At 59.1% G+C, this 12,940-nt stretch carries 12 protein-coding genes, 2 tRNA genes and 1 pseudogene; 6 read left to right on the top strand and 9 right to left on the bottom strand.

The genetic code is table 11. The features are described from left to right. The first annotated feature begins 61 nt into the window (after positions 1 to 61). The 4 genes from gyrA (at position 62) to MHX53_RS02890 (ending at position 4,330) form a co-directional block, all read left to right on the top strand. On the top strand, positions 62 to 2,656 hold the full coding sequence (gene gyrA / locus MHX53_RS02905; RefSeq protein ID WP_239271305.1) for a DNA gyrase subunit A: 2,595 nt from the start codon (positions 62 to 64) through the stop codon (positions 2,654 to 2,656). Continuing rightward, entirely contained in the window at positions 2,653 to 3,855 is a 1,203-nt protein-coding gene (locus tag MHX53_RS11755) for a DUF3566 domain-containing protein (RefSeq protein WP_239271228.1), read from the top strand. Before gyrA ends, MHX53_RS11755 begins: the two co-directional genes overlap by 4 nt. 165 nt (positions 3,856 to 4,020) lie before the next feature. Then, positions 4,021 to 4,094, top strand: a tRNA-Ile gene (locus MHX53_RS02895). A gap of 163 nt (positions 4,095 to 4,257) precedes the next feature. Continuing rightward, positions 4,258 to 4,330: transfer RNA gene (locus MHX53_RS02890), tRNA-Ala, on the top strand. A 165-nt stretch (positions 4,331 to 4,495) separates the two neighbouring features. On the opposite strand, the gene MHX53_RS02885 is transcribed toward MHX53_RS02890, so the two are convergent. From MHX53_RS02885 to MHX53_RS02850, 8 genes are all read right to left on the bottom strand, one after another. After that, positions 4,496 to 5,773, bottom strand: coding sequence for an FAD-dependent oxidoreductase (locus tag MHX53_RS02885; RefSeq protein WP_102239420.1), 1,278 nt, complete (start codon positions 5,771 to 5,773; stop codon positions 4,496 to 4,498). A 45-nt stretch (positions 5,774 to 5,818) separates the two neighbouring features. Further along, positions 5,819 to 6,424 carry a TetR/AcrR family transcriptional regulator gene (locus MHX53_RS02880; protein ID WP_239271227.1) on the bottom strand — a complete coding sequence of 202 codons (606 nt, stop codon included), beginning with the start codon at positions 6,422 to 6,424 and terminating at the stop codon, positions 5,819 to 5,821. Between the two features lie 80 nt (positions 6,425 to 6,504). Further along, the gene (locus tag MHX53_RS02875; RefSeq protein WP_102239418.1) at positions 6,505 to 7,188 is read right to left on the bottom strand and encodes an MFS transporter; all 684 of its coding nucleotides are present in this window, start codon (positions 7,186 to 7,188) and stop codon (positions 6,505 to 6,507) included. Further along, complete coding sequence (locus MHX53_RS02870; protein WP_102239417.1) at positions 7,185 to 7,598, bottom strand: multidrug efflux SMR transporter; 414 nt, start codon at positions 7,596 to 7,598, stop codon at positions 7,185 to 7,187. The genes MHX53_RS02875 and MHX53_RS02870 overlap by 4 nt, the downstream gene beginning before the upstream one ends. A gap of 29 nt (positions 7,599 to 7,627) precedes the next feature. Next, positions 7,628 to 7,948 carry a multidrug efflux SMR transporter gene (locus tag MHX53_RS02865; RefSeq protein WP_102239416.1) on the bottom strand — a complete coding sequence of 107 codons (321 nt, stop codon included), beginning with the start codon at positions 7,946 to 7,948 and terminating at the stop codon, positions 7,628 to 7,630. Between the two features lie 22 nt (positions 7,949 to 7,970). Then, a complete protein-coding gene (locus MHX53_RS02860) occupies positions 7,971 to 8,438 on the bottom strand; it encodes a deaminase (RefSeq protein ID WP_102239415.1) in 468 nt (155 codons plus the stop codon). Beyond that, complete coding sequence (locus MHX53_RS02855) at positions 8,431 to 9,045, bottom strand: DsbA family protein (protein WP_219722392.1); 615 nt, start codon at positions 9,043 to 9,045, stop codon at positions 8,431 to 8,433. The genes MHX53_RS02860 and MHX53_RS02855 overlap by 8 nt, the downstream gene beginning before the upstream one ends. Positions 9,046 to 9,115: 70 nt before the next feature. Beyond that, the gene (locus tag MHX53_RS02850; RefSeq protein ID WP_102239414.1) at positions 9,116 to 9,541 is read right to left on the bottom strand and encodes a MarR family transcriptional regulator; all 426 of its coding nucleotides are present in this window, start codon (positions 9,539 to 9,541) and stop codon (positions 9,116 to 9,118) included. Between the two features lie 256 nt (positions 9,542 to 9,797). On the opposite strand from MHX53_RS02850, the pseudogene MHX53_RS02845 reads away from it, so the two are divergent. Further along, positions 9,798 to 11,030: pseudogene (locus MHX53_RS02845) on the top strand (IS3 family transposase). A 290-nt stretch (positions 11,031 to 11,320) separates the two neighbouring features. Here MHX53_RS02845 and MHX53_RS11750 read toward each other — a convergent pair. Continuing rightward, entirely contained in the window at positions 11,321 to 12,061 is a 741-nt protein-coding gene (locus MHX53_RS11750) for a CBS domain-containing protein (protein ID WP_102239413.1), read from the bottom strand. Between the two features lie 243 nt (positions 12,062 to 12,304). Between MHX53_RS11750 and MHX53_RS02835 the strand changes: the two genes are divergently transcribed. Continuing rightward, a complete protein-coding gene (locus MHX53_RS02835; RefSeq protein ID WP_102239412.1) occupies positions 12,305 to 12,928 on the top strand; it encodes a hypothetical protein in 624 nt (207 codons plus the stop codon). The last annotated feature ends 12 nt before the right edge of the window (positions 12,929 to 12,940 follow it).

Raw genomic sequence — 12,940 nt, 5'->3', positions numbered from 1 at the left:
GGCTTAAGTGGCCGACGAAACTCACGGTGAGGACCAGACACCGGAAGACGCACAAGGTGTAGTGGCCTCACGGGTTGAAAAGGTTGACCTCAACCTTGAAATGCAGCGTAGTTACTTGGACTACGCAATGAGTGTGATTGTGGGACGTGCACTTCCCGACGCCAGGGACGGTTTGAAGCCGGTTCACCGTCGCGTTCTCTATGCGATGTACGACGGTGGGTACCGTCCTGATCGCAACTACTCCAAGTGCTCACGTGTTGTGGGTGACGTGATGGGTCAGTACCACCCACACGGTGACTCCGCGATCTACGACGCATTGGTGCGTTTGGTTCAGCCGTGGGCCATGCGCTACCCGCTCATCGACGGGCAGGGTAACTTCGGTTCGGCTGGTAATGACGGGGCGGCTGCTCCTCGTTACACCGAATGCAAGATGGCGCCACTGTCCTTGGAGATGGTGCGTGACATTGAAGAAGACACGGTTGATTTCCAGGACAACTACGACGGGCGTAACCAAGAGCCTGTGTACCTGCCGGCTCGGTTCCCAAACCTGCTGGTCAACGGTTCGGCCGGTATTGCGGTGGGTATGGCTACCAACATTCCGCCGCACAACCTACGGGAAGTAGCAGCCGGTGCGCAGTGGCTTTTGTCGCACCCAGATGCCACAAACGAAGAGGCGCTTGAAGCGCTACTGGGCATCATCAAGGGGCCAGACTTCCCCAACGGCGCCACAATTTTGGGGCGCAAGGGAATTGAAGACGCTTACCGTACCGGCCGTGGGTCGATCACGCAGCGTGCAGTTGTGGAAGTAGAAGAGATCCAGGGGCGCACGTGCCTGGTGGTGACCGAACTTCCATACATGGTGAACCCAGATACGTTGGCGAACAAGATCGCGTCGTATGTGAAAGACGGCAAGGTCGCAGGTATTGCTGACCTGCGTGACGAGTCCTCTGGACGTACCGGTCAGCGGTTGGTCATTGTCCTGAAGCGCGATGCGGTCGCAAAGGTCGTGCTGAACAACCTGTACAAGCACACGCAGCTGCAGGAAAACTTCTCGGCGAACATGCTGGCGCTGGTGGACAACGTGCCGCGTACCTTGTCCATTGACGCGTTCTTGCGCCTGTGGGTGAAGCACCAGATTGACGTGATTGTGCGTCGTACACGCTTCCGTTTGAAGAAGGCAGAAGAACGCGCGCACATTTTGCGCGGTTACCTCAAGGCTCTGTCTGCTCTTGACGAAGTGATTGCTTTGATTCGCCGTTCGCCGTCTTCAGATGAGGCGCGAACCGGCCTGATGGAGCTGCTGGACGTCGACGAAATCCAGGCAAATGCGATTTTGGACTTGCAGTTGCGTCGACTTGCAGCGCTTGAACGTCTCAAGATTGAAGAAGAAGCGCAGAAGATCGAAGAGCTGATCAAGGACTACAACGACATCCTGGAAACGCCTGCGCGTCAGCGTGAGATCGTCTCGGAAGAGCTTGACGCGATTGTGCAGCGTTACGGCGACGACCGCCGTACCAAGATTCTTGCTGGGTTCGACGGGGATGTGTCCATGGAGGACCTCATCCCTGAAGAGGAAGTTGTCGTCACCATTACTCGTGGAGGGTATGCAAAGCGCACCCAGTCTGCGTTGTACCGGGCCCAACACCGAGGTGGTAAGGGCATCACGGGTGCCCGCCTGCGTGGGGACGATGTGGTGGAGCAGTTCTTCGTAACGTCGACGCACAACTGGCTGTTGTTCTTTACCAACACAGGGCGTGTGTACCGGGCAAAAGCTTATGAGCTGCCAGAAGGTATGCGTGACGCTAAGGGTCAGCACGTTGCGAACCTGTTGGCGCTCCAGCCGGATGAAGAGATTGCGGAAGTCCTGTCGATCCCGGACTATGACGCGGCGCAGTACTTGATGCTTGCTACGAAGTCTGGTCTGGTGAAGAAGACGCGGTTGTCTGAATACGACTCCAACCGTACGGGTGGTGTCATTGCGATCAACCTGCGCGAAATGGCAGATGGAAAGCCAGACGAACTGGTTTCAGCGCGCTTGGTTGACGCTGACGACCACCTGCTTCTGGTGTCCCGTAAAGGCATGTCGATCCGGTTCACCGCGGACGACTCGACAATCAGGCCAACGGGGCGTGCCACCTCGGGCGTCACCGGAATGAAGTTCAAAGGTGACGACACCTTGCTCACCATGGACGTCCTCACTCCAGACACGTACGTGTTCGTGGTGACGGAGGCCGGATTCGCAAAACGCACCCCGGTTGAGGAATACCGTTTGCAGGGACGTGGCGGATTCGGAATCAAGGTCGCTAAAATCACTGAGCAGCGCGGAGATCTGGTTGGCGGACTGATCGTGTCTGAAGGTGACGACGTGTTTGTTGTCATGGAAATGGGCAAGGTTGTGCGCTCTAAGATCGACGAGGTTCCCGCGAAGGGACGTAACACGATGGGAGTCGTGTTTGCGAAGCCGGGTAAGAAGGACCGTATTATTGCGGTGACTCGGGGACCGGAAGCTGAAGACATTCTGGATGAAGTCGAAGAAGGTACGGTTTCTGACGCTGAGAATGATGGCCAGTCAGTAGACTCGGACCAGTCGGAGCCGACTCAGGACGGCCAGTCAGCGGAAAACCAATCAGCAGACGAAGGTGATGGACACCAGTGAGCGATAACGAGAACAAGCCAAGGATCCTCAGGACCTCAGCAGGGAAGACCCGTTTGACGGCGGGATCGTCTGACACTGGTCAGTCGCAGAGTGGTGCTGCTGAAAACAAGCGTGAAACGTCTGTGGCTGGCAGTGCTCAGCCGGCGCAGGCACAGCAGCCGGCGCAAGCTGGTCAAGCTGGTCAGCGTGGCCAGGTGGGGAAGCCGGCGGAGAAGCCAAAGCAGGCGGGGCAAACTGGGAAGACTGGTCCGGTAGGGCAGGCCGGTCAGTCCGCAAAGGCGGCACAGCCCGAGAAGCCAGCAAAACCTGCCCAGGCGCCGAGTGGTGGTGCATCAGGCAACCCTCAAAACGTTTCTGACGCGAAAACCTCTGACGCTTCCAAACCAAAGAGCTCGGGTGTGCGCTCCACGTCGCAAGGTGTGCGCTTGGGTGGTTCCAAGTCAGACGCCGGGCAGACGCAGGTGGTAGCGACCTCGGCCGGATCTGGTAGTGGCGGTACTGGTGGTACCGGTGGCGGTACGGCCGGACGTGGCTCCGAGGCGCCAACCCAGCAGGGTTCGGGGCCGGATACGTCCCGTGACCGAGGTGGCGAATCGCAGTCGTCCTCGCAGGCTGAGCGTGGGTCCGCTCCAACGCAGGTCGGTGGTGTGGGTGCTGCAGCCGGGGCAGGCGCTGGTGCGTCTGCGGCGGCAGGTGCTGCGACCTCGGCGACGGCAAACCAGACAGGGTCCGGGCCGGACCACTCCAACGTTGCACAGACAAGCGGAGCGAAAAAGTCCAAGGATGGCGTGCGCGCAAGTTCTGCCGGCGTGAAGATGAAGGGCAACAAGAAGTCCGGGCCGCGGAGCGTGAACCTGACGGTTGCGAGCGTTGACCTGTGGTCGGTGTCGAAGATGGCGCTGTTGCTGTCGGTGGCGCTGGGGATTGCGACGATTGTGGCGTTCATTATTCTGTGGCTGGTGATGCAGGCGACGGGAACGCTGGAGAGCATCCGCGGAACCATGGGTGAGATTGCGGGACCTGAGTCGGCAGAAGAGATGCTGAAGTTGCTTGGGTTTGGGCCGGTTGTGAGCTTTGCTGTGATTCTGGCCGTGGTGAACGTGGTGCTCATGACGGCGCTAGCGACGCTGTTTGGGTTCTTGTACAACATCGGTGCGAAGATGGTGGGCGGATTCCGCTTGACGCTGGTCGACGACTGAGGTTGATTTTGTGGCCGTGGCCCTGGCTGGCGGTTGAGGCTGGGTGAGTTTGTGAGCTCTCGCTCGGATGCTGTGTGCAGTGTCCGGGCGAGAGTTGTTTTTGGGGTGTGCGAGAACGTATTTTGCAAAGTGTTGGAAACGTGTGTATATTAGATTTTCGGTTCAGGGCCTATAGCTCAGGCGGTTAGAGCGCTTCACTGATAATGAAGAGGTCCCTGGTTCAAGTCCAGGTAGGCCCACGTAACCACATCCGATCGGAGGAAACGACGTGAAGAAATGGTTGCCGGTCACACTGTTAGCGGCCCTTCTGGGTTGCGTGTTGCGACTAAGATCACAGCGACAGCGTGGCCACCAGGAGTGGAAATCTTACACCGACTCGGTATAGAGTAGATTTCACCGCTTGGGGGTATGGCGCAATTGGTAGCGCATCTGCTTTGCAAGCAGAGGGTTAGGGGTTCGAGTCCCCTTACCTCCACTCGAGAAGCTAGTGAGACAGCACTCGTAGAACAAAAGCCCTGGTGGGATAACCCACCAGGGCTCTTGCGTTGTTCCGCTTGCCTATAACCTCAACCCGCAGAACCGGCAGATGTCTTGACAGTCTCCGCAAGTTCGATGCGGAGACTGCCGAGTCTTCTCTGCGTCAGCGGGTCGCTGCCACCTCGGGCTCATGCCGCTTGTTTAAGGTCGGCCGACGTGCCCACTTCGGCGCCTTCTCAGGCAGGGGCCCTACGCCAACGAGGAACGCAGGGATAGCGGTCAGAGCTGGAATACGTTTCACCACCGCACTGAGCTGCTTGGACGGCGTCATGGTCTTCCCGTTGAGAGCGGGCATGACAACTCCGGAGTGCAGGAGACGCTGCATTTGCTGGACGATGACGGTGGGAACGATCCTGCGACGGTAGACGCGAGGCAGGGCGCGATCGCCTTCCGGGCGGCTCAACTCGCCGGCAGACAGCGGCTTTGCCAGTAGGCGTGCTGTAGCGACTGCGTCCTGGACTGCGAGGTTGATGCCGACTCCGCCCACCGGGGACATTGCGTGGGCGGCATCTCCGATGCAGAGCACCCCTGAACCATGCCAGCGACGCAGACGATCGAGACGTACATCGAGGTGTTTGATATCGTCCATTGACTCCAGGCACTTGGTGCTGTCTGCGAACTCGGGCATGAGGTCTGCGACCTGTGCACGGAAAGCTTCGATCCCTTTGGCTCGAATGGCATCGTCGGTGCCTTTTCGCCCGATGTGGGCCACTTGAAGATAGCCTTCGCGTGGAATTGCGATGGCGGCGTTTCCGTTCTTCATCCGAGGGAGGAGCGATCCGGCGGTCTTCTTGGTGGTGGGCAGGCGATACCACCACACATCGAAGTCGACAGGGAATTCCTTGGATGGAAGATCGGTCGATTGACGGACAGCTGACCATCGGCCATCGCAGGCAACGGTGAGGTCGGCTAGGAGTTGACCATCACCGTCGGGTGAGAAGTATTCAACACCGACGACCCGTCCGCCTTCTTTGACCACACCGGTTACCTCATGCTCGGTTAGCAGGGTAAACGTCGGTTCTTGCGCGGCTGCCTCGGCGATGAGGTTGAGGAGGTCCCATTGGGGAACCATTGCGATGTAGGGGTGACGCAACGGAAGCCGAGTGAAGTCGGCCATCCGCACCTCCTCACCGTTCTCGTCGGTGATCTGAGCCTCCGTGATCCGGGACTGTGGCAGTTCGTTGAATCTCTCGAAGAGGCCGAGGTCGTCGAGGAGGCTCATGGTAGTCGGATGGACGGTGTCTCCGCGGAAGTCCCTGAGAAAGTCCGCGTGCTTCTCAAGAACGGTGACTTTGACTCCGGCGCGAGCCAGAAGCAGGCCTAGAACCAGGCCTGCTGGGCCTCCGCCCGCGATTGCACATGTCGTGCGTTGGCTATGCATGGAAGTCTGAGATTCGTTCGTGCTGTTCATTGTGACAATGCCTCTCTAGTATGGCGTTTCTGGTTTGGATGTTGGCCGAGCGTGAGCCTTGAGCAGTGGCATGATGACCTCGTCGACGAACGAGGCGATGTCATCCGAAGTCGAAGGGCCAAAGAGCGCTCGGTCCCGTATAAAGGTGAAGAAGAGTCGAGACACGGAGGTGGGTATGTCGTCGGAGATTTCGCCGCGTTGCGCGGCAGGGTTGAGGATACAGCGTTCCAGGTCGTTGACTCGTTCGCGCATCAAGGCATGGATACGTTCGAGCTCAGCGTCGCCAGCCTTCCCGATGGGGCCTCGAAGCACCGATGACTGCGCTTCCGTCACCATTTCGCCTGACTTCGTCAGCCATGCCAGGAGATCGCTGCGCAGATCGCCCGTATCCGGAGGTTCAGCATAGGTTGCCTCGATGGTGGCCGAAACCGCCACGAGAACCAGCGACACTCGGTTTGAATGTCGACGGTAGAGCACCGGCTTACTCACCTCGGCGCGACGGGCAACAGCTTCGAATGTCAACGCTGAATACCCCACCTCGGACAGCACTGCCAACACGGCGGAATGGATTGCGGCTTCAACTTCCAATTTGGTCCGGCGCGGCCGGCGAGTCCGAGCCAATGCGAGCTCATCTCACAGAATTTTGAGTACGTTGCGTACTTATTATATCCGCCATCGCTCGACATAGAAACGCAAAGTACTTAAAATAGGAGGAGGTCGTGCGCGTGTTCGGGTGCGGCGGCGGACAGAGCGACCACGCCTATGAGCGCCACGAGGGTCGTCCCGCTTTGGAAACCATGTTTTGTTGGCTCGCTGTCCTCGCTCGGCGTGACGCCGCCGGTGGTCTCTGGCGCAGTCTGCGTCGACAGTGTGACAAGGACGGACCCGAACGCAAGTATGCCGCCTGCGACAGCGGTGCGGTAGACGCCGACTGTCTGGGCGAGCCATAGGCCAATGGGTGCACCAACCGCTCCGCTAATCGCCGCTCGGAAGCCGTACAAACCGAGTGCTTCCCCCAGCAGTTCCGGTCTGGCGATCTCTTTGGCCCAAGCAGTACTGGCTACGACGAAGACGCCAAACCCAAGACCAAGTAGCGCCATTCCTGGCCAATGCCCAGCGGCGGGCAAGGTAGGCCTCCCTGCGCCCATCGCTGCAAGCGCCGCTGTGACCATCCGCCGTCGCGTCGAGACATACCGACTGAGAAGTGGCACAAGCAGTTGTACGACAACGACGATAAGCATGACGATCCCTACACGCAGACCGGCGCTGGGAGTGCTGATTGCGAGGCTTGTGGGAGCGCTGGTGTAGAAGATATAGATGGATGCGAAGGCTCCTCCCGCTGCAGCGGCGACACGACGGGAGGAGCGCATCGGATGCGTAGTCACAGCTTGGCGCGCGTTGCTGCGTCAGTATCGGTCTTGAGCTTTGCGCTGTCGGCGAGTTTGAGCCACACGACTCCGGCGATGATGACTGTGAGCCAGATGGCCTTTGCGGCAGTGAAGGTCTCTTCGAAGAAGACAGGCCCGAGAACGGCTGATCCAACGGCTCCGATTCCTGCCCACACGGCGTAGCCGATGCCGACATCGATGCGCTTGAGCGCAACGCTGAGGAAGAACAACGTGCACAGGAAGAAGACGAGCGCGACGAGAGACCACGTCAGCTTGGTGAAGCCCTGGCTGCCATTGACGCTGAGGGCGTAGCCGACCTCGAAGGCACCCGCGAGCAGGAGCGCAGCCCAGGGCCCCGCGTTGCCAGTTTTCACGTGAGCGGCGGTGTCGGTGCTGGTGGTAGTCATGATGGATTTCCTTTCCAGTGGTTGGTAACTTAGGCGGTGCCGGCGAGGTTGAGGCCGACGACGCCGATGATGACGATGGCGATGCCGAGGAGTTTCTTCCAGGTGAGTCGCTGGTTGAGGAAGAGGGCGCCGACGATGACGATTCCGACTCCGGCGAGGGAGGTCCATAGGGCGTAGCCGACGCCGACGTCGAAGGTGAGCAGTGCGAGGCTGAGGAAGAAGGTGGCGATGGCGCCGCTGATCAGGGTCGCGATCGTCCAGGGGACATTGCGGAAGCCTTGGGCCTTTCCGGCCGCGATGCCGACCGTGACTTCGAAGATGACGGCGATTGCTAGGTAGAGCCACTGCATGGCAAGGGTCCTTTCTGTTGGGTCAGATGCTGTGGAGAGTCAGGAAGCGGCTGAAGGGTTCGGTGTCACCGGGAGCTCGCAGCGGCCGCATGTGGGTGTCACGGATCGTGTCGGTGATTCCGAACGTTGGATAGCTGTTGCGGTAGTCGAAGCCGAGTGCCGCGACCTCGTCGCGGGTGAGGGCCACCCGAATGTCGGTGATGCCGGCGTCGAGGGCGTATCGGTAGCACATGCCGCACGGCTCACCGGTGGCCAAGAGGGTCGCGCCGCGAAGATGAGAGCGCCCAGAGGCGGTGAGGGCGTCACGGATAGCCACGATCTCTGCGTGAGCTGTTGGATCGCCCGTTTCGTGGACGCGGTTGACGCCAAACTCCGAGATCACCCGGTCGCCGTCAACCACCACTCCCACGAACGGAATGCCACCACGCTCGACATGGGCCAGCGCCGCGGCGACCGCCTGGGTCAGCACATCCTCCAGGAAGTCAGTCATCCGAGCCCTCGGAGGTACTCACGGCGTCGACGGCCTTCTTCAGTCTGGTCGCGCTCGGGACGCCTGGGAGAAGGGTGCCGTTGATCACGATGCCGGGCACCGCAGTTACGCCGACGGTCTCGGTGGCATGAGCCAGGTCGGCGCGATGCTGTCGTAGCCGCTCCGGGCTGCTCATGGCTTTGCGGACCGAAGCGGCGTCCATGCCCAGGGTTTCGGCGATGTCGACGATCACGTCCTCGTCGCCGATGTCGCGGTCGTCCTGGAAGAAGGCCGCGAACATGGCCCGCGAGTAGTCCTCAGCAAGGCCTTGCTCCTGCGCAAGCTGCAGCACAAGGAACGCTTTCTCCGTACGAGGTTGCGGCGAGACACTGGGCAGGCGCACCGGGACCCCGACGCGCTCGGCCATCGGGTAGACAGCATCGCGCCACACGCGGGGCAAATAGTCATCCTCTGGGCGCAGCGTGGGGACCGGGTCGGGGCGCAACTCGAACGGTCGCACCCGGACCCGCACGTCGCGGTCACGCTTCAGTTCCTCGATGGCAGGTTCGACCAGGAAACAGAACGGGCAGACATAGTCGACGTACACATCAATGGTGGGTGTAGACACAAATCTCTCCTAGCTGTATGTGCATACATATAAATGGGTGGGGTTGGGCTTGCTCGGGTAGGGGTTTGGGTTAGGAAGGGAAGCTGGTGATCGCGTTGAAGGCGCGGCTCCTCTCGGCGTCGGTGGCAACAGTGCTGGCGAGCAGCGCCCCGAGGTGTTCGTTATAGGTTTCGGTCAGTTCGCGCACCAGTGCAAGGCCAGACTCTGTGAGGACCGCATATATGCCGCGACCATCGTCGGGGCAGGTGTCGCGCAACGCGAAGCCCTTGGCTTCGAGGCGTGCTACAAGCCTGGTGGTGGAACTCTGGTTGAGCCCGACCTGTGTGGCCAGTTCGGTGATCCGCAGTTCATGATCTGGCGCCTCGCTGAGCAGTGACAGGGCGCGATAGTCGGTCAGCCCCAATCCGTGACGCTGTGACAACCACTTGTTGAGCGTGGCCTCGATCTCGCCGACGGTGGTGACGACTGTGGCCCACGAAGCACCTGGCTCCTGCACCGTCTCACCCCCTCCGGTGATCTACATTCCTGTACATGCATCTATGGTAGGCGGTGTATCGCCCCACGTCAACAGGCTCTAAAGGTGTTGGGGCGTTGTGTGGTCGAACGAGGCGCTTTCGCCTTTCCGCGTCGCCAGGGGCGGTCAGCCCGGAGGCACCGCGTGCCGTGGTCACCCGTGCCTCATTTGGTCACGCCACCATTACTGAACCGTCCTGGGTTTCGTTCCGTTCTACTGATTGAAGGAGAATTGGATCATGCCAACTGTCTATACCCGGGAGTTCAAGCAGCGGGCGGTGCGTTTGATGGAGGATCATCTTCACCACACGCAGTGCTCGCAGTGGTCGGCCGCGCATGCGGTGGGAACGATACTTGGGATCTCACCGCATACGATGCGCGGGTGGCTGAAGCAGGCCAGACGTGATGCCGGCACTGAGCCGGGCGCGACAACGGATGAGCTTGAAGAGCTGCGCCGGTTGCGGCGTGAGAATCGTGAGCTGCGACGGGCGAACGAGATACTGAAGACTGCTTCAGCGTTTTTTGCAGCCGAGCTCGACCGCCCCTCGCCGAAATGATTGCTTACATCGATATGTACCGTGATCAGTTCGGAGTCGAGCTCATCTGCCGCACACTTGCAGCACGCGAGGGTGGATTCATCACGTCCCGTGGCTATCGGGCCGCGAAGACCAGACCGGCCTGTGAACGTCAGATCCGGGATCGGGAGCTGAGCGTGGTGATCAAGGACCTGCATGCCCGCAACTACGGGGTCTACGGCGTTCGTAAAATGTGGCATGCGATGCGCCGAAGCGGCTGGAAGATCGGCCGCGACCAGGTCGCACGGCTGATGCGTCAGGCCGGAATCAGCGGGGTGGTTCGCGGCCGGAAACCGCGCACCACGACACCTGGGCGCGACAACGGATGAGCGCCCGGATCTGGTGATGCGCGACTTCAAAGCACCGGCACCGAACCGGCTGTGGGTCGCTGACATCACGTATGTGCGCACATCGTATGGCTTCGTGTACACCGCGTTCGTCATCGATGCGTACTCCCGCCGTATCGCCGGCTGGGCCACCCGATCATCGATGACGACGCACGCGCTGTCCTTAGAAGCGCTGGAGCACGCGCTGAACACCGCGACCACCGGCATCGCTGACCTGGTCTATCACTCCGATCGGGGGTCGCAATACGTTGCCATTGCCTACACTGAACGCCTCATCACCGCAGGAATCACCCCATCAGTCGGAACGATCGGCGATAGCTACGATAATGCCCTCGCTGAGACTGTCAATGGCCTGTACAAGGCCGAGCTGATCTACTCCCAGCCAGCCTGGAACAGCCTGACCGATGTCGAGTTCGCGACCATGAACTGGGTCCACTGGTGGAACACCACCCGGCTGCACGAAGCACTGGGCTACAAGACACCAGCAGAAATCGAAGCCCAATACGCCGAAAGCCTCACCAACCATGAACTGTCTTTACCAACCCTCTAGGAACGAAACCCAGGACGGTTCAAAGCCAGTTTCAGAATCTGTTCGCCATCGACGGCCATACCAACACCCCGCCATTGTGAAGTTGTTCGTTTATCAACCCATTATTGACAATTCGCTGATTGAAACGGTGGATCAGCACGCACTGCTCCTCGTCACAAGCCTTTGTTACTCGACGGCGGAGTCTTTCCGGATGACGAACTCGTGGGTAAGGAACTGGTCAGGGGACCTCTACGGTCACGTGAGGCGTAAGCCGCCGAACCACACCGCCGAACCACGCCGACCACTGTGAATCATCGACGTCTCTTGTCGATCGACGTCTCCTTTAGAATCCTGGACACGTCAAAGCGTGTGACCAGTCCTTGGAGCTGGCCGGTCTTTTTGCCATCGGTCGTGATCAAGCAGGCAACAGGTCCATCGGCAGAGCCCAAATCACTGCAGACTTCGTGGACTGGTGTGGTGGGTTTGTAGAACTTCACCTTCTCGTTCTCCTCAGCACACTCCAAGACCTCTGCAACGGTGACTTTCTCAGCCATCAACACTCCGTCAATATCGATGTGTTTACTGAGCCAGCGCGCCATGGCATTGGTGGTGAACAAGCCGATGTACTGCCTACCGTCATAGACAGGCATCTGGGAGATGTTGTATTTGATAACCTCGGCAGCTGCATCGGCCAATGAATGATTAGAGGACAGCACATCAACGTCTTTGATCATGTGGTCCTTCACCTGTGGTGCCTGCCTGATCTGTTTCTCTAAAGCTTCGATAAAATCGACTGTGTCTTCGCGCGGTATCGCAACAGGTTTCCCCTGCTTGCGGTCACCGTGTTGAATTGCGTTACGGAGGTCGGCCAGCGTTTTCAGCATCCTGAAGTTCCTCCGGACAACCGGATCTTTCTGATCATAGGCAGTGCGTATTGCTTCACCGATGCCCTGAAACTCGCGGTTGTACCTTTTCGAGAGGATCTCCACGATCTCCTCGACAGCGGAAAGGAATCGATCAAGCAGCTCGGTTGGCTCGAGGGTTGGCGTCACAACATAACCTTTCGTCAATGACATGTGGTCATCCCATTATCTGAGTTACACATCTGAACAATCGACCAGTGGAGATCCGTCTGGATCAGTGAGTGTTCGAGTCTTGGCCAAACCCGTACCTCGTACCCTCTAGCGCCGCAGTCCATTTGACACCTGATGCCGTGGTAGTCCCTCTTCTAAATGAGGGTGTAAGTTGATAGCGTCTAAGCAGACACTTATGAGCGTTCGAGGGAGGCCCCGCCAATGCCAGCCGACAACATCCCTAAGTCTTGGGACTTATTCAATGAGTTTTTGGAGGGGCTGGAAGATCGTCGTCAAGAAGAAATTCGAGGTGCATTCCCACGGTTCCAGGCGCGCTATCGTGCTGCGCGAAGTATGAAGATCGAGCTCGATGGTTATGTCACCGAGGACACGCCTTCTGGTTATGTGGCAATTGTTCACTGCGGGATGGCCTACTCAGTACTCGAGTCGCTGGAGAAGGCGATCAATGGATACGCGAAGATAGCCAAATGCGAACCCGACAATTCTCACCGGAGAGTTCGAGTCGAGTCGCCGGAGATTGCTAACTACTACAGGGCCGACGGGAGTAAGCGGCTGCGGGACGCCATGAAAAAGCACCTTGACAGCAACAAGTTGGTCGCGAAGCTCACAGAGCTCGAGGTTTCTGGCGATGATGTGACCCCGTTGGCTGCAGGGATTCGTCACCTCGCTTTCCATGGAGTCTTTACGCCCGGAACAATTGGGTACAAACGCATGGGGAAGAACGCCAGCGTCGCAAAGCTCATGAATCAATTGCCAGCAGCGATACTGGACGCGACGGATGACCATTTCACTACCTGGTGCGCATTGATTAAAGCTCACGCTTGAACCCGGGGATAT

Origin of the sequence: Brevibacterium sp. ACRRH (assembly GCF_022346365.1) — a bacterium.
In the GTDB taxonomy this organism is placed as follows: Bacteria; Actinomycetota; Actinomycetes; order Actinomycetales; family Brevibacteriaceae; genus Brevibacterium; species Brevibacterium paucivorans.
Note: the sequence above shows the minus strand (reverse complement) of the source record. Positions and strands in the feature narration are given on the sequence as shown.

Coding starts and splice junctions, on each gene's coding strand:
- MHX53_RS02885 (WP_102239420.1), bottom strand. CDS start 5,773: ATGCATAGCCAACGCACGACATGTGCAATCGCGGGCGGAGGCCCAGCA.
- MHX53_RS02870 (WP_102239417.1), bottom strand. CDS start 7,598: ATGACTACCACCAGCACCGACACCGCCGCTCACGTGAAAACTGGCAAC.
- MHX53_RS02865 (WP_102239416.1), bottom strand. CDS start 7,948: ATGCAGTGGCTCTACCTAGCAATCGCCGTCATCTTCGAAGTCACGGTC.
- MHX53_RS02860 (WP_102239415.1), bottom strand. CDS start 8,438: ATGACTGACTTCCTGGAGGATGTGCTGACCCAGGCGGTCGCCGCGGCG.
- MHX53_RS02835 (WP_102239412.1), top strand. CDS start 12,305: ATGCCAGCCGACAACATCCCTAAGTCTTGGGACTTATTCAATGAGTTT.